13 protein-coding genes are annotated in these 16849 nt (G+C 70.0%); 10 read left to right on the top strand and 3 right to left on the bottom strand.

Going from position 1 to position 16849, the window contains the following annotated elements:
- Positions 1 to 89: 89 nt before the first annotated feature.
- The 3 genes from C3481_RS03880 (at position 90) to C3481_RS03870 (ending at position 1907) form a co-directional block, all read left to right on the top strand.
- Positions 90 to 584 carry an FHA domain-containing protein gene (locus C3481_RS03880; RefSeq protein ID WP_023951596.1) on the top strand — a complete coding sequence of 165 codons (495 nt, stop codon included), beginning with the start codon at positions 90 to 92 and terminating at the stop codon, positions 582 to 584.
- On the top strand, positions 581 to 1261 hold the full coding sequence (locus tag C3481_RS03875) for a MerR family transcriptional regulator (RefSeq protein WP_023951594.1): 681 nt from the start codon (positions 581 to 583) through the stop codon (positions 1259 to 1261). The genes C3481_RS03880 and C3481_RS03875 overlap by 4 nt, the downstream gene beginning before the upstream one ends.
- A gap of 100 nt (positions 1262 to 1361) precedes the next feature.
- Positions 1362 to 1907, top strand: coding sequence for a MerR family transcriptional regulator (locus C3481_RS03870; protein ID WP_023951592.1), 546 nt, complete (start codon positions 1362 to 1364; stop codon positions 1905 to 1907).
- Positions 1908 to 1981: 74 nt separating this feature from the next.
- On the opposite strand, the gene C3481_RS03865 is transcribed toward C3481_RS03870, so the two are convergent.
- Positions 1982 to 2803 carry a ParA family protein gene (locus tag C3481_RS03865; RefSeq protein ID WP_023951590.1) on the bottom strand — a complete coding sequence of 274 codons (822 nt, stop codon included), beginning with the start codon at positions 2801 to 2803 and terminating at the stop codon, positions 1982 to 1984.
- Between the two features lie 90 nt (positions 2804 to 2893).
- On the opposite strand from C3481_RS03865, the gene C3481_RS03860 reads away from it, so the two are divergent.
- The 3 genes from C3481_RS03860 to def are packed head-to-tail and all read left to right on the top strand — an operon-like array spanning position 2894 to position 8656.
- Positions 2894 to 6301, top strand: a complete 3408-nt coding sequence (locus tag C3481_RS03860) for a pyruvate carboxylase (RefSeq protein WP_103840848.1) — start codon at positions 2894 to 2896, stop codon at positions 6299 to 6301.
- Between the two features lie 50 nt (positions 6302 to 6351).
- On the top strand, positions 6352 to 8163 hold the full coding sequence (locus tag C3481_RS03855) for a MinD/ParA family protein (protein ID WP_103841998.1): 1812 nt from the start codon (positions 6352 to 6354) through the stop codon (positions 8161 to 8163).
- Between the two features lies 1 nt (position 8164).
- Positions 8165 to 8656, top strand: coding sequence for a peptide deformylase (gene def, locus C3481_RS03850; protein WP_103840846.1), 492 nt, complete (start codon positions 8165 to 8167; stop codon positions 8654 to 8656).
- Positions 8657 to 8722: 66 nt separating this feature from the next.
- On the opposite strand, the gene C3481_RS03845 is transcribed toward def, so the two are convergent.
- Positions 8723 to 10558: a long-chain fatty acid--CoA ligase gene (locus C3481_RS03845; protein WP_023951582.1), complete on the bottom strand. Its 1836-nt coding sequence runs from the start codon at positions 10556 to 10558 to the stop codon at positions 8723 to 8725.
- Between the two features lie 143 nt (positions 10559 to 10701).
- On the opposite strand from C3481_RS03845, the gene C3481_RS03840 reads away from it, so the two are divergent.
- From C3481_RS03840 to C3481_RS03825, 4 genes are all read left to right on the top strand, one after another.
- On the top strand, positions 10702 to 11634 hold the full coding sequence (locus C3481_RS03840; RefSeq protein WP_023951580.1) for an ROK family protein: 933 nt from the start codon (positions 10702 to 10704) through the stop codon (positions 11632 to 11634).
- Between the two features lie 3 nt (positions 11635 to 11637).
- Positions 11638 to 12327 (top strand): 1-acyl-sn-glycerol-3-phosphate acyltransferase, encoded by a 690-nt coding sequence (locus C3481_RS03835; protein WP_023951578.1) that lies wholly within the window; start codon positions 11638 to 11640, stop codon positions 12325 to 12327.
- A gap of 46 nt (positions 12328 to 12373) precedes the next feature.
- On the top strand, positions 12374 to 13708 hold the full coding sequence (locus C3481_RS03830; RefSeq protein WP_023951577.1) for a class II 3-deoxy-7-phosphoheptulonate synthase: 1335 nt from the start codon (positions 12374 to 12376) through the stop codon (positions 13706 to 13708).
- Positions 13709 to 13844: 136 nt separating this feature from the next.
- Positions 13845 to 14765 (top strand): hypothetical protein, encoded by a 921-nt coding sequence (locus tag C3481_RS03825; RefSeq protein WP_103840844.1) that lies wholly within the window; start codon positions 13845 to 13847, stop codon positions 14763 to 14765.
- A gap of 102 nt (positions 14766 to 14867) precedes the next feature.
- Here the strand turns inward: C3481_RS03825 and pknB are convergent, their stop codons facing one another.
- A complete protein-coding gene (pknB, locus tag C3481_RS03820) occupies positions 14868 to 16823 on the bottom strand; it encodes a Stk1 family PASTA domain-containing Ser/Thr kinase (RefSeq protein WP_023951575.1) in 1956 nt (651 codons plus the stop codon).
- Positions 16824 to 16849: the final 26 nt, after the last annotated feature.

The following is a 16849-nucleotide window of genomic DNA, read 5'->3' as shown; positions in this document are numbered from 1 at the left end:
TCGGCCATATGAAGGTGGTGAGAGGCCCGGGTATTCGCGTTCGCGACTCGTCGTCGATCCGTTAGGCTGGCCCGGAAGAGGAGGACACTGTGGACGAAAAGGATCGAGACGTCGACGACATCCGACGCGGACCCGACCGCGCGCCGCACAGCGGTTCCTCGGACACGACGCAGACGTTCGGGCACGACCTGGACCTGTCGTTCGTGCCGTTCGGGGCTGACCTCACCGCTGTGGAGCGTGACGCCATCCAGGCGCTGCCCGAGCGGGCGGCCCTGCTTCTGGTTCGTTCCGGCCCCACCGCGGGGGCACGGTATCTGCTGGACACCGACGTGACGACCGTCGGCCGCCACCCCGAGGCCGACATCTTCTTCGACGACGTCACCGTCTCGCGGCGGCACGCGGAGATCACCCGTACGGGGTCGGCTTTCGAGATCGTCGACCAGCGCTCGCTCAACGGCACCTACGTCAACGGTGAGCGCGTCGACCGCGCCGTGCTCTCCGATGGAGCCGAGCTGCGCGTCGGCAAGTTCCGCCTGAACTTCTTCGTCTCACCGCTCGACCGCGCTCCGGCGACCGGCGCGTGAGTGCGGCCCCCGCAGCCCGCGGTCGGTCCACGGCAGCGGGTCACCTGAGCATCGGCCAGGTCCTTGCGCGGCTCAGTCCGGAGTTTCCGGCGCTGAGCTCGAGCAAGCTGCGGTATCTCGAAGACCAGGGGATCGTCACCCCCACGCGCACCGGCTCGGGGTACCGGAAGTTCTCACCGGCGGACGTCGAGCGGCTGCGTACCGCGCTGACGCTGCAACGCGATCACTACATGCCGCTGGCGCGTATCCGCGAGTACCTCGACACGCCGGGGGCCGAGGGGCTCCCGCCCGCGCTGCCGGCGTCGATCGTCCAGCATCGGCGCTATCGACGCGACGAGCTGATCGATCAGGCCGAGGCCACGGCAGCGCTGCTCGGCGACGCGGTGTCAGCGGGTCTGCTGCCGGCCGCCGACACGTACGACGAGCGAGCGCTCGTCCTGCTGCGCACGCTCGTCGCGCTCGATCGCCACGGCATCGGCCCGCGCCACCTCCGCACCGTGAGGCAGGCGGCTGAACGCGACGTGGCGCTGGTCGAGACCGCGCTCGCGCCGCTGCTGCGCCGCACCGATTCGTCGTCTCGCGGACGTGCCCATGAGCTCGCGCCCGAGCTGGTACGTCGGCTCGACGACGTCCGTTCGGCGTTCGTCCAGACGGCCATCGACCGACTGGTCCGGTGAGCCACGCGCGACACGCCGCGGGCTCGGAGCGGATGTCGTTGCCGCGGCGGCATCCCTCATCTAGCGTGGAAGAAACCCGACCGTCCGGCAGGAGGACCAGATGACCGCGCATGATTCGCTCGGCGAGATGCGGTTCACGACCGACCTCCTCTTCACCGACGGTCTCCCCGAGATGGACGACGAGGCCGGGTATCGCGGAGCGCAGGCCGCTCGCGCCGCCGGCATCACGTACCGTCAGCTCGACTACTGGGCTCGTACCGAACTGGTCGTCCCCACCGTCCGCGGCGCCAGCGGCTCGGGTTCGCAGCGTCTCTACGGCTTCCGCGACATCCTCGTGCTGAAGCTCGTCAAGCGCCTGCTCGACACGGGCATCTCGTTGCAGCAGATCCGTGTGGCGGTCGACCAGCTCCGCGCCGCGGGCATCCGCGACCTCGCGGGGACGACGCTGATGAGCGACGGCGCGTCGGTCTACCTCTGCACGTCGAACGACGAGGTCATCGACCTCGTCAGCCGCGGTCAGGGGGTGTTCGGCATCGCGGTCGGAAAGGTCCTCCGTGAGGTCGAGTCCACACTCGTCGAATTCGACCCCCAGGCGCCGGACCCCGTCGACGAGCTCGCTGCGCGACGCTCGGCACGCAGCGCCTGAGCCGTCCCCGAGATACACAGAACCCCGGCGCACCTGCGGTGCGGCCGGGGTTTCTTTCGTGTGGTGACGGCCGGTCAGCTCGGCGCGGCCGTGGGGGCCTCGCCCGCGACCGGGATCCGGCCGGTGCGCAGCACGCGGTCCAGCAGCGCGTCGAAGTCGGAGGCGAGCTCCTGCGCGGAGTCTCCGGGCCAGATGTGCAGCGGCTTCGCGGCGCCCTGCGCCTGCTGCAGCGACGTGCGCTCGGGAAGCTGGGGCGAGAGCACCAGGGGACCGAACATGTCGCGCAGTTCCTTGATGCGGAACTGATGCTCGATCGACTGCGGGCGCACCCGATTGACCACGATGCCGAGGGGCTGCAGGCGGGGGGAGAGTCCTCGGCGGATCTCTTCGATGGCTCGCAGCGCGCGGTCGGCGGCAGCCACGGAGAACAGGCCGGGCTCGGTCACGACGATGACGCGATCGCTGGCTGCCCACGCCGTGCGGGTGAGCGCGTTGAGCGAGGGGGCGCAGTCGATGAGGACGAGGTCGTAGTCGGCCTCGATTGTCGCCAAGGCCTCTTCCAGCTTCCAGACGTCGCGCACGCTCGGGTGCGGACCGTCGAAGTTGATGGCGGACGGGCTGCCGATCAGGACATCGATGGTGCCGGGATGCACCTTCGCCCACCCGCTCGAGGTGATGGCCTGACGGACCACCTTCTCCTTGGGATTGGCGAGGACGTCGGCGACGTTGAGACGGCCGGCGACCTGGATGTCCATCCCCGTCGACACGTCGGACTGCGGATCGAGATCGACGACCAACGTCCGGACACCGCGGGCGAACGCGGCGGATGCGAGCCCCAAGGTGACCGTGGTCTTGCCGACCCCGCCCTTGAGCGAGCTGACGGAAAGTACGTGCACGAGGCTCTACGTTACCGTCCCCTAGGCTGTGAGGGTATTCGAGCCCCCGCGCGGCGCCGTCGCCGTGCGACTCATTCCAGCGAGGTGAGCATGTTCCGCAAGATCCTTGTCGCGAATCGCGGTGAGATCGCCATCCGCGCCTTCCGCGCCGCCTTCGAGCTGGGGGCGCGCACCGTGGCCGTCTTTCCGCACGAGGACCGCTACTCGCTCCACCGTCTGAAGGCCGACGAGGCCTACGAGATCGGGGTGAAAGGGCACCCCGTCCGGGCCTATCTCGACGTCGACGAGATCATCCGCGTCGCGCGCGAGAGCGGAGCGGACGCGATCTACCCGGGATACGGCTTCCTGTCCGAGAACCCCGAGCTCGCCGCTCGCGCCGCCGACGCGGGCATCGCCTTCATCGGTCCGTCCGCGCGCGTGCTCGAGATGGCCGGCAACAAGGTCACGGCCAAGAGCCATGCTGTCGCCGCCGGAGTGCCGGTGCTGCGATCGACCGAGGCCTCCGACGACATCGACGCTCTCGTCGCCCAGGCGGAGGACATCGGCTTCCCGCTCTTCGTCAAGGCGGTCGCCGGCGGCGGCGGACGCGGGATGCGACGCGTCGGCGCACCCGGCGAGCTCGCACCGGCACTGTCGGAGGCGATGCGCGAGGCCGGCAGCGCGTTCGGCGACGCGCGTGTCTTCCTGGAACAGGCCGTCCGCCGTCCGCGCCACGTCGAGGTGCAGGTGCTCGCCGACGCCACGGGTGAGACGGTGCACCTGTTCGAACGCGACTGCTCGGTGCAGCGACGCCATCAGAAGGTCATCGAGATCGCGCCGGCCCCCAACCTCGACGACGAGACGCGGGCAGACCTGCACCGGCACGCGATCGCCTTCGCGACCTCCATCGGCTACGTGAACGCCGGCACCGTCGAGTTCCTGCTCGAGACGGACGGGCCCCGGGCGGGCGAGATCGTGTTCATCGAGATGAACCCGCGCATCCAGGTCGAGCACACGGTGACCGAGGAGGTCACCGACGTCGACCTGGTCCAGTCCCAGATGCGGATCGCGGCGGGGGAGACCCTCGCGCAGCTCGGCCTCACGCAAGACCGCATCCAGCTGCGCGGCGCGGCCCTGCAGTGCCGCATCACGACCGAGGATCCGGCTCAGGGGTTCCGCCCCGACACGGGGAAGATCACCACCTACCGGTCGCCGGGCGGAGCCGGCATCCGTCTCGACGGCGGCACGACCGCCGCCGGCTCCCAGGTGAGCCCGCACTTCGACTCGATGCTCGCCAAGCTCACGTGCCGGGGGCGCGACTTCGGTGCCGCGGTCGTGCGCTCGCGCCGTGCCCTCGCGGAGTTCCGCATCCGAGGCGTCTCCACCAACATCCCGTTCCTGCAGCAGGTGCTCGACGACCCGTCGTTCGCGCGAGGCGACCTCAGCACCTCCTTCATCGACGAGCGACCCGAGCTGCTCGAGGGCCGGATGTCGAAGGACCGCGGATCGAAGATCCTCGGGTGGCTCGCCGACACGACCGTCAACCGCCCGCACGGCTCTGCTCCGACGAGCGTCGACCCGCGGACCAAGCTGCCCCGGCTCGACCTCGCGACACCGCCGCCCGCGGGCTCGCGCCAACGCCTGCGCGAACTCGGCCCCGCGGGGTTCGCGCAGACCCTGCGCGGGCAGACCTCGCTCGCCGTGACCGAGACGACCTTCCGCGACGCGCACCAGTCGCTTCTCGCCACACGCGTCCGGACGAAGGATCTCGTCGCGGTCGCTCCCGCCGTCGCGCGGCTCACCCCGCAGCTGCTGTCCGTTGAGGCGTGGGGCGGGGCGACCTACGACGTGGCTCTGCGCTTCCTCGGCGAGGACCCGTGGGAACGACTCGACAAGCTGCGAGAGGCCCTGCCCAACGTCGCTCTCCAGATGCTGCTGCGCGGTCGCAACACCGTCGGCTACACCCCGTACCCGACGGCGGTGACGCAGGCCTTCGTGCGGGAGGCGGCGGATGCCGGCGTCGACATCTTCCGGATCTTCGACGCCCTCAACGACGTCGCGCAGATGCGGCCGGCGATCGACGCCGTCCTCGAGACCGGGACGACGATCGCCGAGGTCGCGCTCTGCTACACGGGGGATCTGCTCGACCCGGCCGAAGACCTCTACACCCTCGACTACTACCTCCGTCTCGCCGAGGAGATCGTCGATGCGGGCGCGCACGTGCTCGCCATCAAGGACATGGCCGGCTTGCTGCGGCCGGCTGCGGCGTCGCGCCTGGTCGCGGCGCTGCGCGAACGGTTCGATCTGCCCGTGCACGTGCACACGCACGACACCGCGGGCGGACAGCTCGCGACGCTCCTGGCCGCGAGCGCCGCGGGTGCGGATGCCGTCGATGCGGCGTCCGCGCCGATGGCGGGCACGACCAGTCAGCCCTCGCTGTCCGCGCTCGTGGCAGCACTCGCGCACACCGAGCGCGACACCGGTCTCGATCTCGGCGCCGTGTCGGACCTCGAGCCCTACTGGGAGGCGGTGCGTCACATGTACCGTCCGTTCGAGTCGGGTCTGCCCGGCCCCACCGGACGCGTCTACCGCCATGAGATCCCGGGCGGACAGCTCTCGAACCTGCGGCAGCAGGCCATCGCGCTGGGGCTCGCCGACGATTTCGAACTCATCGAGGACATGTACGCCGCGGCGAACGAGATCCTCGGCCGGGTTCCCAAGGTCACCCCGTCGTCGAAGGTCGTGGGCGACCTCGCGCTGCATCTGGCGGCGGTGAAAGCCGATCCAGCCGCCTTCGCCGCCGACCCGGGCGCATACGACATCCCGGAGTCCGTCGTCGGCTTCATGGCAGGCGAACTCGGCGACCTGCCGGGAGGATGGCCCGAACCGTTCCGGTCGAAGGTCCTCGCAGGGCGCACCGTGCGTCCCGCGGCTGCAGATCTCTCGGCGGCGCAGGAAGCGGCTCTCGACGCCGATTCCGCGACACGGCGACGCACGCTGAACTCGTTGCTCTTCCCTGCGCCGACACAGGAGTTCGACCGGGTGCGCGACACCTACGGCGACCTGAGTGTGCTCGACACGGCGGACTACCTGTATGGGCTGGTCCCCGGCGCCGAGCACGTCGTCGAGATCGAGAAGGGTGTGCAGCTGTACGTCGGACTCGAGGCCATCGGTGAGGCCGACGACAAAGGCATGCGCACGGTCATGGCCACGCTCAACGGTCAGCTGCGGCCGGTGTTCGTGCGCGACCGCAGCATCAGCGTCGAGGCTCGTCAGGCCGAGAAGGCCGACACTTCGGTCCCCGGTCAGGTCGCCGCCCCGTTCTCAGGCGTCGTGACGCTCAAGGTCGCCGTCGGCGATGCCGTCGGGGCGGGAGCTCCCGTCGCGTCGATCGAAGCGATGAAGATGGAGGCGGCGATCACGGCGCCGGTCGCGGGCGTGGTCGAGCGGCTCGTCGTCGGGCCGACGGCGGCGGTCGAGGCGGGCGACCTTTTGGTCGTCGTCCGGCCCGGCGGGTAGCCTAAGGGGTCGGGCGCGAGCTCGAGACCTTGGAGTGGACGCAGCACAACATGCCTGAGCGCAACGAGAACCAGCCCGACGAGACCGATCCCGCGGTCCTCGCCGACAGCGAGAGTATCCATACGACGGCCATCGGGATCATCGGCGGCACCGCACAGGTCGACGTCGCGCTCCCCGTCGCGGAAGACGACCTCGATGACGACGACGTCATCGACGGCGAGGTCGGCGACGAGCAGCTGACGACCGGCGACATCCCCCTCGGCATCGCGCCGGTCGATTCGGACGACGACGAGTCGGGGGATGCCGCGACGGCCGCCGCCGACGACGAGGCGGATGCAGGCGGTGAGGCGAACCCGGAGAACGAGGAAGCTCCCGCGCTCCGGGCAGAGCCGGGCGACCATGCCGGCACCGAAGACGAAGAGTTCGAGGGCGACGGCGCGGACGAGGTTGCTTCCACCGAGGCATCCGAGCTCGCTGATCAGGACGACGACCGCGACGTGTCCGGCGATGACGATGCCGGGGAGCCTGTCGATGAGGTGGTCACCGCCGTGATCGACGATGAAGACGACCCCGAGATCGACCTCCCAGCGGAGGCCGACACGACGACCGCCGACGCTCCGGCCACGTCCGAGGGTGTGACGGATGCTGCCGCAGAGGACGTCACGGCCGGTGACGACAGCGATCACGCCCGGGGTGCCGACACCGCGACGTCCGGGGCCGCGGAAGCGCGCGACACCGGTGTCGTCGTCGCGACGGTCGTGCCGACGACCACGCCGATCACCGGCACCGTGCCGACCACCCGCCGGCAGGCCCACCAGGTCGCCGAGCAGGTTCGTCATGCCGCCGAGCGGGTGCAGGTCGCGCGTCCGACCGAGCCGGTCCTGCAGTCGCGGCGCCTCGGCGATCTCGAGCCCGGGCGCGAATCGGCCGACCTGCTGACGGCCGAGCGTCTGCTCGACCCGGCGCAGATCGTGCGGGCCGAGCCGGAAGGCCGCTGGCAGCGCCTCGTGTACAGCGTCTCGGGTCATCGCATCAACCTCGGCGACGGCAAGCGGGCACGCTCGCGCAAGGAGCTCGATCGTCGGATCACCGCGCCGCTCACCGGCGGGGCCAAGTTCGTCCCGGTTCTCTCGCGCAAGGGCGGCGTCGGCAAGACGACCGTGACCACCCTGCTCGGGATGGCGCTCGCCGATGCCCGTGACGACCGCGTGATCGCGATCGACGCGAATCCCGACCGCGGCACGCTCGCCGACCGTATCGGCCGTACGAGCGGCAAGACGGTGCGCGATCTGGCGCGCGCGCGTGGCGAGGTCGTCGGCTTCAACGATCTCTCCGCCATCGTGGCCCGCGACGAGACGCGGCTCGACGTTCTGGCGTCCGACGCCGACCCGCACATCTCGGAGGCCTTCAGCGACCACGACTACGAGGAAATCGCCGCGATCGCCGCGCACTACTACTCGATCGTGCTCACCGACACGGGCACGGGGATCGTGCACTCGGTGATGGGGGCGACGCTCGGGCTCTCCGACCAGATCGTCGTCGTCGCCGGTCTCTCGGTCGACGAGGCGCGGCTGGCCTCCGAGACACTGACCTGGCTCGAGTCCAACGGTTTCGCCGACGCAGTGAAGAACGCGGTGGTTGTGCTCAACACGTCGCGTCCGGGCACGCCGATGGTCCGCGCGGAGGAGCTGGAGACCCACTTCGCCACGCGCGTCCGCTCGGTGCTGCGCGTGCCGTACGACCCGCACCTCGCAGCGGGAAGCGCGGTGTCGTTCCGGGACCTCGACCCGGCGACGCGTGAGGCGGCGCGCAAGCTCGCCGCCAGCGTGGTCGAGGGGCTGCGTCTCGGGGCGGCGGCCTGACATGGCGGTTCGCGCGATCCGGTTCTTCGGCGACCCCGTCCTGAAGTCGGCGGCGGCGCCCATCCAGGCGATCGACGACGGTGTGCGCTCGCTCGTGCAGGATCTCCTCGACACGGTGGAGCTGCCCGGCCGAGCCGGCGTGGCGGCACCGCAGATCGGGGTCGGGCTGCGCGCGTTCAGCTACAACGTCGACGGCGTCATCGGCTACATCCTCAACCCGCGACTGGTCGAGGTCTCCGGCGAGCCGTCGCTCATCGGCGAGGGCTGCCTGTCCGTGCCCAACCTCTGGCATGACACCCTCCGGCACCCGTACGCACGCGCCGTGGGCATCGATCTCGACGGCGAAGAGATCGTCCTCGAGGGCGAAGGGCTCATGGCTCAGGCCCTGCAGCACGAGTGCGACCACCTCGACGGCATCCTGTACCTCGACCGGCTCTCGCCCGCCGAACGGCGGATCGCGATGCGCGAGGTACGCGAGTCGTCCTGGTTCTGACCCCTCACGCGGAAGCGGGGCCCGGCCGGTGATCCACCAGCCGGGCCCCGCTTCCGCGTCATCCGGTCATCCGAGCGGCACGTTGCTCGTCTTGACCGGCTCGTCGTAGATGGCCGAGATCTCACCCGAGAAGTCGGTGAGGATGACATTGCGCTTGATGCTCATCTTCGGCGTCAGGTGACCGCTCGCCTCGGTCCATTCGGTGTCGAGGATCGTGAACTTGCGGATCGACTCGGCACGAGAGACGTTGCGGTTGGCCTCGTCGATCGCGCGCTGGACCTCCGCGCGGACCTGGCTGTTCTTCGCCGCGTCGGCGAGCGACATGTCGCCCGAGAGGCCGTTGTTCGTCAGCCAGGTCGGCAGCATCTCCGGGTCGAGCGTGACGAGCGCGGAGATGAAGGGCTTCTGATCGCCCACGACGACCACCTGTCCGACGATCGGGTTGGCGCGGATGGGGTCTTCGAGCACGGCTGGTGCGACGTTCTTGCCGCCAGCGGTGACGATGATCTCCTTCTTGCGGCCGGTGATCGTGAGGAAGCCGTCATCGTCGAACGATCCGATGTCGCCCGTCTTGAACCAGCCGTCGTTGAACGCGGCCTCGGTGGCCTCAGGGTTGCGCCAGTACTCGGCGAAGACGTTGATGCCGCGCACCTCGACCTCTCCGTCCTCGCCAAGGCGGACGCCGACACCGGGCAGGACCGGCCCGACGGTGCCGATCTTGGACTTCGTCGCGAGGTTGACCGTAGCCGGAGCCGTCGTCTCGGTGAGGCCGTACCCTTCGAGGATCGTGACCCCGAGGCTGTGGAAGAAGTGGCCGAGGCGCGGACCCAGGGGAGCGGATCCCGAGACGGCGTAGGTGACGCGACCGCCCATGGCGGCGCGGAGTTTGCCGTAGACGAGCTTGTCGAAGAGGCGGAACTTCAGCTTGGTCAGCAGCGGAATGCTCTTCCCCTCCTGCTGCAGGCGCGAGTGGTCGATCGCGACCTGTGCCGCGGCACGGAAGATCTTGCCCTTGCCCCCGGCCTCGGCCTTCTGCTCGGCGGAGTTGTAGACCTTCTCGAACACGCGGGGCACGGCGAGCAGGAAGGTCGGCTGGAACGTTCCGAGAGCGGGCAGCAGCTGCTTGGTGTCGGGCTGATGCCCGGTTTTGACGCCGGCGTGCACGTTGAGGATCGAGATGAAGCGCGCGAAGACGTGGGCGGTCGTGATGAACAGCAGCGTCGATGCTCCACCGGGGTGGTTGACGACCTCTTTGAGCGCTTCGCCGGAGTTGCGGGCCAGCTCGACGAAGTTGCTGTGCGTCAAGACGCAGCCCTTGGGTCGTCCGGTCGATCCCGAGGTGTAGATGAGCGTCGCGATGTCCGAGCCCACGGCGAGGTTGCGTCGCCGCTCGATCTCCTCGTCGGGCACGTCTGCACCGCCCGAGCGCAGCCGGTCGAGGTCTCCGGAGGCCATGACCCACACCTCGCGGACGAGGGGGACCGTCGCACGGATCTCGTCGATGCGTGCGGCGTGGTCGGCGGACTCCGCGATCGCGAAGGTCGCACCCGAATCGCTGAGGATCCAGGCGATCTGCGACGCCGAGCTCGTCTCGTAGACGGGGACCATCACGGCGCCGGCGAAGAAGATCGCGAAGTCGACGAGCGTCCAGTCGTACGTGGTGCGCGCCACGAACGCGACCTTGTCGCCAGGTTCGACGCCCGCCGCGACGAGCCCCTTCGCGAGCGCGATCACCTCGCGTTGGAACTCGGCCGCGGAGATGTCTCGCCAGGCGCCGTCGTGCGGCACGGCGAAGAGGGCTCGCGACGGGGTGGCGGCGACCCGGTCGACGAGGAGATCGGTGATGTTCGCGTCAGGATCGGCTGGAACGACGGCGGGGACTTCGAACTGGACGGCGCTCATGGGCGGCAACTCCTTCGGTACCGGAAGCGTCTGGCAGGGTAAGCACACTCTATCTGCCACCCGGTCGCCGAGCCCGCGCGGCGAGGCGGCGCCCCATTAGACTTTCCGGGTCGCCGGCGGACGGCCGACGGAAAGGACCACGCGTGCTCAACATCGGCATCGACATCGGCGGAACCAAGATCGCCGGAGGTGTCGTCTCCGCCGACGGGACGATCGTCGACCGCATCCGCGTCGACACGCCCGCCGACACCGACGCGCTGGCGGACGCCGTCGCCGACATGGTGCGGCATTTCCGCGCGTCCCACGAGGTGACCGCAGTCGGGGTCGCCGCGGCCGGCTTCCTCGATCGCACGCGTTCGATCATGCGTCACGCACCCAACATCGACTGGGTGGAGCACCCGTTGCGTGCCGAGCTCGAGGCGCGCGTCGGTGTCGCCGTCGTGCTCGAGAACGACGCGAACGCAGCCGGCTGGGCCGAGTACCGTTTCGGCGCCGGCCGCGGCAGCTCGAACATGGTCATGCTCACGCTCGGCACGGGTGTCGGGGGAGCGGTCATCATCGACGGGCAGCTCCTCATCGGCGGGCGCGGCGCGGCGGGAGAGCTGGGTCACGTGCGATTCGAGCGCGGCGGCCGGCTGTGCGGCTGCGGCCTGCAGGGATGCCTCGAGCAGTACGCCTCGGGAAGAGCACTGCAGCGCGAGGCGATCGCGATCGCCGACGACCCCGAGCTCGGGGCCGGTCTCGCGCAGGTGCGAGACGAGCACGGCTCGATCCCGGGCGACGCGATCTCCCGCCTGATCCTCGCCGACGATCCCGGCGCGCTCGCGGCCCTCCACCGGGTCGCGACGGCGCTCGGCGAGACGGCGGGCGGATTCCAGGCGACGCTCGACCCCGAGATCTTCGTCATCGGCGGGGGTGTCGCGCAGCTGGGCGAAACGCTCCTGGCGCCGGTCCGGACCGCCTACCGGGGAGCCCTTCCCGGCGGTGAGAACGCGGCTCCGGCCGACTTCGCCATCGCCACCCTCGGCAACGACGCGGGTCTGATCGGCGTGGCCGACCTGGCCGGGGGGCGGTGACCGGTGTTCTACTGGCTGATGAAGTACATCTTCATCGGACCCGTCGTCAAGGCGATCTTCCGGCCGTGGATCGTGGGGCGCCGCAACGTCCCGGCATCCGGTGCCGCGATCTTCGCCAGCAACCACCTGTCGGTCAGTGACTCGATCTTCCTGCCGCTCATGATCGACCGGCCGATGTCGTTCCTCGCAAAGAGCGACTACTTCACCGGCACGGGCCTCAAGGGCTGGGCCACCCGGATGTTCATGAAGGCGACCGGTCAGATCGCCATCGACCGCACGGGAGGCAAGGCATCCGAGGCCTCGCTCAACACCGGACTCCAGGTGCTCGGCCGCGGTGATCTGCTCGGGATCTACCCGGAGGGCACACGGAGCCCGGACGGCAAGCTCTACCGCGGGCGCACCGGCCTGGCGCGTATGGCGCTCGAGGCCCGCGTCCCCGTCATCCCCGTCGTGATGGTCGACACCGATGCGGTCATGCCGATCGGACGCAGCATCCCGCGTGTCGGACGAGTGGGAATGGTCATCGGCGAACCGCTCGACTTCTCGCGCTTCCAGGGGATGGAAGGCGACCGCTACGTGCTGCGCTCGGTGACGGACGAGATCATGGTGGCGTTGCAGCGCCTGGGTGAGCAGCAGTACGAGGACGTCTACGCGTCGTCGGTCAAGGAACGCGCGGCGCAGCAGCAGGCCTGAGCGTCACACGGCCGGGGAGGTCGCGGCCGAGCACTAGACTTGGCGCGTGCCTACGCTGGATTCACTCGACACGTGGCGCGATCTTCCCATCAAGCAGCAGCCGGCGTGGAACGACCCCGACGCCGTGGCTGCGGTGTCGGCCGAGATCGCGACGCTCCCGCCCCTCGTCTTCGCCGGTGAGGTGGACATCCTCCGCGAGCGCCTCGCGCGCGCGGCATCCGGAGAAGCCTTCCTCCTCCAGGGCGGTGACTGCGCCGAGACCTTCGCCGGCGCGACCGCGGAGAAGATCCGCAACCGCATCAAGACGGTGCTGCAGATGGCGGTCGTGCTGACCTATGGCGCCTCGATGCCCGTCGTGAAGATGGGCCGTATGGCCGGTCAGTTCGCCAAGCCCCGCTCGAGCGACACCGAGACGCGCGGCGACGTCACGCTGCCCGCTTACCGCGGCGACATCGTCAACGGCTACGACTTCACCGCCGCCTCGCGCCAGCCCGACCCCGCTCGCCTGCTCAAGGGCTACCACACGGCTGCATCGACGCTGAATCTCATCCGGGCGTTCACGCAGGGCGGGTTCGCCGACCTCCGCGAGGTGCACTCGTGGAACAAGGGCTTCGCATCCAACCCGGCGAACGCCCGCTACGAGGGCCTCGCGGGTGAGATCGACCGCGCCATCAAGTTCATGGAGGCGGCCGGGGCCAACTTCGACGAGCTGCGCGGCGTGGAGTTCTACACGGGTCACGAAGGCCTGCTGATGGACTACGAACGTCCGATGACGCGCATCGACTCGCGGACGAACACGCCGTACAACACGTCGTCGCACTTCCTCTGGATCGGTGAGCGTACCCGCGAGCTCGACGGTGCCCACGTCGACTACTTCTCGAAGATCCGCAACCCGATCGGCGTGAAGCTCGGCCCCACGACGTCGACCGATACCGCGCTCGCGCTGATCGACAAGCTCGATCCCGAGCGCGAGCCGGGGCGTCTGACCTTCATCACGCGCATGGGCGCCGGCAAGATCCGCGACGCCCTGCCGCCGCTGCTCGAGGCCGTGAAGGACTCGGGCGCGACGCCGCTGTGGGTCACCGACCCGATGCACGGCAACGGCATCACGACGCCCACCGGCTACAAGACGCGTCGCTTCGACGACGTCGTCGACGAGGTCCGCGGCTTCTTCGAGGCGCACCGTGCCGTGGGGACGTTCCCCGGCGGCATCCACGTCGAGCTCACGGGTGACGACGTCACCGAGTGCCTCGGCGGCTCGGAGATGATCGACGAGGCGACGCTCGCCACGCGCTACGAGAGCCTGTGCGACCCGCGCTTGAACCACATGCAGAGCCTCGAACTGGCCTTCCTGGTCGCCGAGGAGCTCGAGAAGCGCTGAGCTCCGGCTCACCGGAGCCCGCGAGAGCGCACATCTGCACGGTTGGGGAACCTCCCCACCGTGCGGATGTGCGCTCTCGCCGTTTCGGGCTGTGGAGAGCGCGGGATCAGCGGGATCGACGGGGGATCGTGGGCGGGTGAACCGTCGAGCTCCGCTGCCACAAGACATCGTCCGACAAGCGTTCGCCACGAACGAGGCGCGGGCGTTCGGCGTGAGCCGCGGCAGGTCACGGGCGGCCGACCTGCGGCATCCGCATCACGGGATCTACGCGGCGCTCGATGCCGGGGACGATGACGACACGGTCGGGCGCTGCCGCCTGCTCCTCCCCGCGCTCGGTCCGGAGCAGCTGTTCTCCGGGCGCACGGCCGCGGCATTGTGGGGGATGCCGTTGCCCCGGGCCTCGACGCCGCCGATGCTCGAGGTGATCTCGGCGGGCGGGGGAGCAGCGATGCGGCGACCCGGCGTGATCGGATCTCGAACGGGACTCATCCTCGAACGCCGAGACGTCGACGGCGTGCCCGTCCTGTCGCCGACCGAGACGTGGTGCCGGCTCGCGGCCGGTCGGCAGCCCCTGGCCGGGCGATGGCTCGTCGCGACGGCCGACTTCCTCCTCAGCGGTCGGCGGGGTGAGCGAGGTCGCACGCGTCCTCTCGCGACGCGCGCCGAACTGGAGGCGGCCGTCGTCGCCCGAGGAAGCGCGCGCGGAGCCCGGTCGCTGCGATCGGCGCTCGACCGCGCCCGCTCGCCGGTGGACTCGCCCCAGGAAACGCTCCTGCGTGTCGCGCTGGTCGACGCGGGGATTCCCGAACCGCAGGTGCAGGTCGCCGTTCGCACAGCTGCGGGCGTGCGGCATGCCGACCTCGGCTGGCCCGAGCAGCGTGTGCTGCTCGAGTACCAGGGGGACGAGCATCGCTCGTCGCGGCGACGCTGGCTCGAGGACCTCACGCGCGTGCAGCTTCTCGAGGATGCCGGCTACCGCGTCATCCTCGTCGGGTCCGCCGATCTCGACGACGGCGCCGGCGCGCTGGCCGCCCGCATCCGCAGAGCTCTCGCCTGAGGGGGCGTCGACGGCGAAGATGCGCAACTGCACGGTTCGGAGCCGTCGACACCGTGCGGATGCGCGTCCTCGCGGTCGCGGGGCCGGGAAAGGACGACAGGCTCAGCCGGTCGCGGTGATCTGCAGGGTGATGGTCGTGCCGCGCACGTGCTTGCTACCGCCGGCGGGGTCCTGGGCGGTGACTTTGGTCAGCCCGTCCGGCCAGATGTTCCACAGGGCCGAGAAGCTGACCTCGAAACCCGCGTCGCGCAGCGTCTTGGCGGCTGCATCGCGCGTCTGGCCGACGACGCTCGGCACGTCGAAAAGCGGGGGCCCGCTCGAGACGATGAGGGTCACGGTGTCACCCGGCCGCCAATTGCCTTCTTCGCCGCGGTCGTCGATGCCGATGACATCGCCCTTGGCGATGCGATCGCTCGACTGCGCGCGGGTGTCGCCCGACACCTCGAGGCCGACGTCGGTGAGGGTGGCGGTCGCCCGGTCGACGCTCTGGCCCGAGACGTCCGGCACGGCCCCGCGCGACACGAGCAGGCTGGCCGAGTCTCCCTGGCGGAGCGTGCAGCCGTCTGAGCAGTCCACGGGATCGCCGCCTCCGGCCGGGGTCGCCGAGACGCGGATGACGGTGCCGTCGGCGACATCCGGATCGAATTCCGCATCGGCATCGTTCGACACGGCGACGATGTTCTGCCGCAAGATCTCTCGAGCCGCCTGCTCGGTCTGGCCGGCGAGGGCCGGGATCGACACCTCCGCCGGTCCGCGCGAGATGACCACGGTCACGATCGCGTCGCGGTCGAGCCGTGCGCCGGGGTCGGGGTCGGTGCGGATCGCAAGACCCTCTGCGACGTCGAGGCTGTTCTCGCCGGCCTCCTGGGCCTGCAGGCCCTGTGCCGCGATGGCGCTCTGTGCTTCGGCGAAGGTCGTGCCGCGTACGTCGGGTACGGCGACGAGCGATCCCGGCCCGGAGCCGAACCACCATCCGGTGCCGCCGGCGAGAGCCGCGAGCAGCAGGACGATGGTGACGAGCCAGGCGCCCTTCGCCCGGTTTCGGCGGGTGAGGCGGCGCAGTCGCGTCGCGTTGTCGACGTCGGTGGTCACCGGAGGTGCCGTGAAGGTGCCGGGCATGACCTTCGTGAGCTCGCCCGATCCTTCGCCGTCGTCGTCGATGACGACCGCCGGCGCGCCGGAGGGGGCGGTGCGCACCACCTGAGGGAACACGCCGAGCTCGCGCTCGATCTCGCGCAGACGCTCGAGCATGACCTTCGCGTCGAGCGGACGCTCGTCGGGTTCGCGCTCGGTCGCCCACAGCACCAGCTCGTCGAGCTGTTCCGGGACGCCGGGGTTCTTCGCGCTCGGGCGGGGCACCGAGTCGGTCGCGTGCTGGTAGGCGATCTGCATCGGCTGCTCGCCCTTGTAGGGCTGCTCGCCGGCGAGCATCTCGTAGAGCATGATGCCGAGGGCGTAGATGTCGCTGCGGGCATCGGCGGTGCCCCGTGTCACGAGCTCCGGCGCGAGGTAGGCGATCGTGCCCAGGAGCATCTGCCCGGTCGCCGTGTTCGCCGTCGTCGCTCTCGCGAGTCCGAAGTCGCCGATCTTGATGCGCCCGTCCTCGGCAAGCAGCACGTTCTCGGGCTTGACGTCGCGGTGCACGATCCCGGCGCGGTGCGCGGCGGCGAGACCCGAGAGGATCGCGTCCATGATCGTGATCGTCTGGGGAATGGTCAGCCGCCTCTGCTCGCGCAGCAGCTCGCGCAGGGTGATGCCCGGCAGGTACTCCATGACCAGGTAGGCCATCTCGCCGTCCTGACCCTGGTCGAAGACGTTCACGACATGCGGGTCGGCGAGCCGGGCGGCGGAGCGCGCCTCCTGGATGAACCGGCTCTGGAAGACCGAGTCGTCCGACAGATGCCCGTGCATGACCTTCAGGGCCACGCGGCGCTCGAGTCTGAGGTCGGTCGCGACGTACACCGTCGCCATCCCCCCTCGGGCGATGCGAGCACGGACGCGGTACCGCTGGTCGACCAGTCGGCCGATCAGCGGGTCGGTCTGCTGGCTCATGCTCACGGAGCGATTCTACGGAGCGGATGCTG

This window comes from Microbacterium sp. Ru50, assembly GCF_002920555.1.
GTDB classification, from domain to species: domain Bacteria; phylum Actinomycetota; class Actinomycetes; order Actinomycetales; family Microbacteriaceae; genus Microbacterium; species Microbacterium arborescens.
Note: the sequence above shows the minus strand (reverse complement) of the source record. Positions and strands in the feature narration are given on the sequence as shown.

Coding starts and splice junctions, on each gene's coding strand:
- def (WP_103840846.1), top strand. CDS start 8,165: ATGGCGGTTCGCGCGATCCGGTTCTTCGGCGACCCCGTCCTGAAGTCG.
- C3481_RS03870 (WP_023951592.1), top strand. CDS start 1,362: ATGACCGCGCATGATTCGCTCGGCGAGATGCGGTTCACGACCGACCTC.
- C3481_RS03845 (WP_023951582.1), bottom strand. CDS start 10,558: ATGAGCGCCGTCCAGTTCGAAGTCCCCGCCGTCGTTCCAGCCGATCCT.
- C3481_RS03855 (WP_103841998.1), top strand. CDS start 6,352: ATGCCTGAGCGCAACGAGAACCAGCCCGACGAGACCGATCCCGCGGTC.
- C3481_RS03860 (WP_103840848.1), top strand. CDS start 2,894: ATGTTCCGCAAGATCCTTGTCGCGAATCGCGGTGAGATCGCCATCCGC.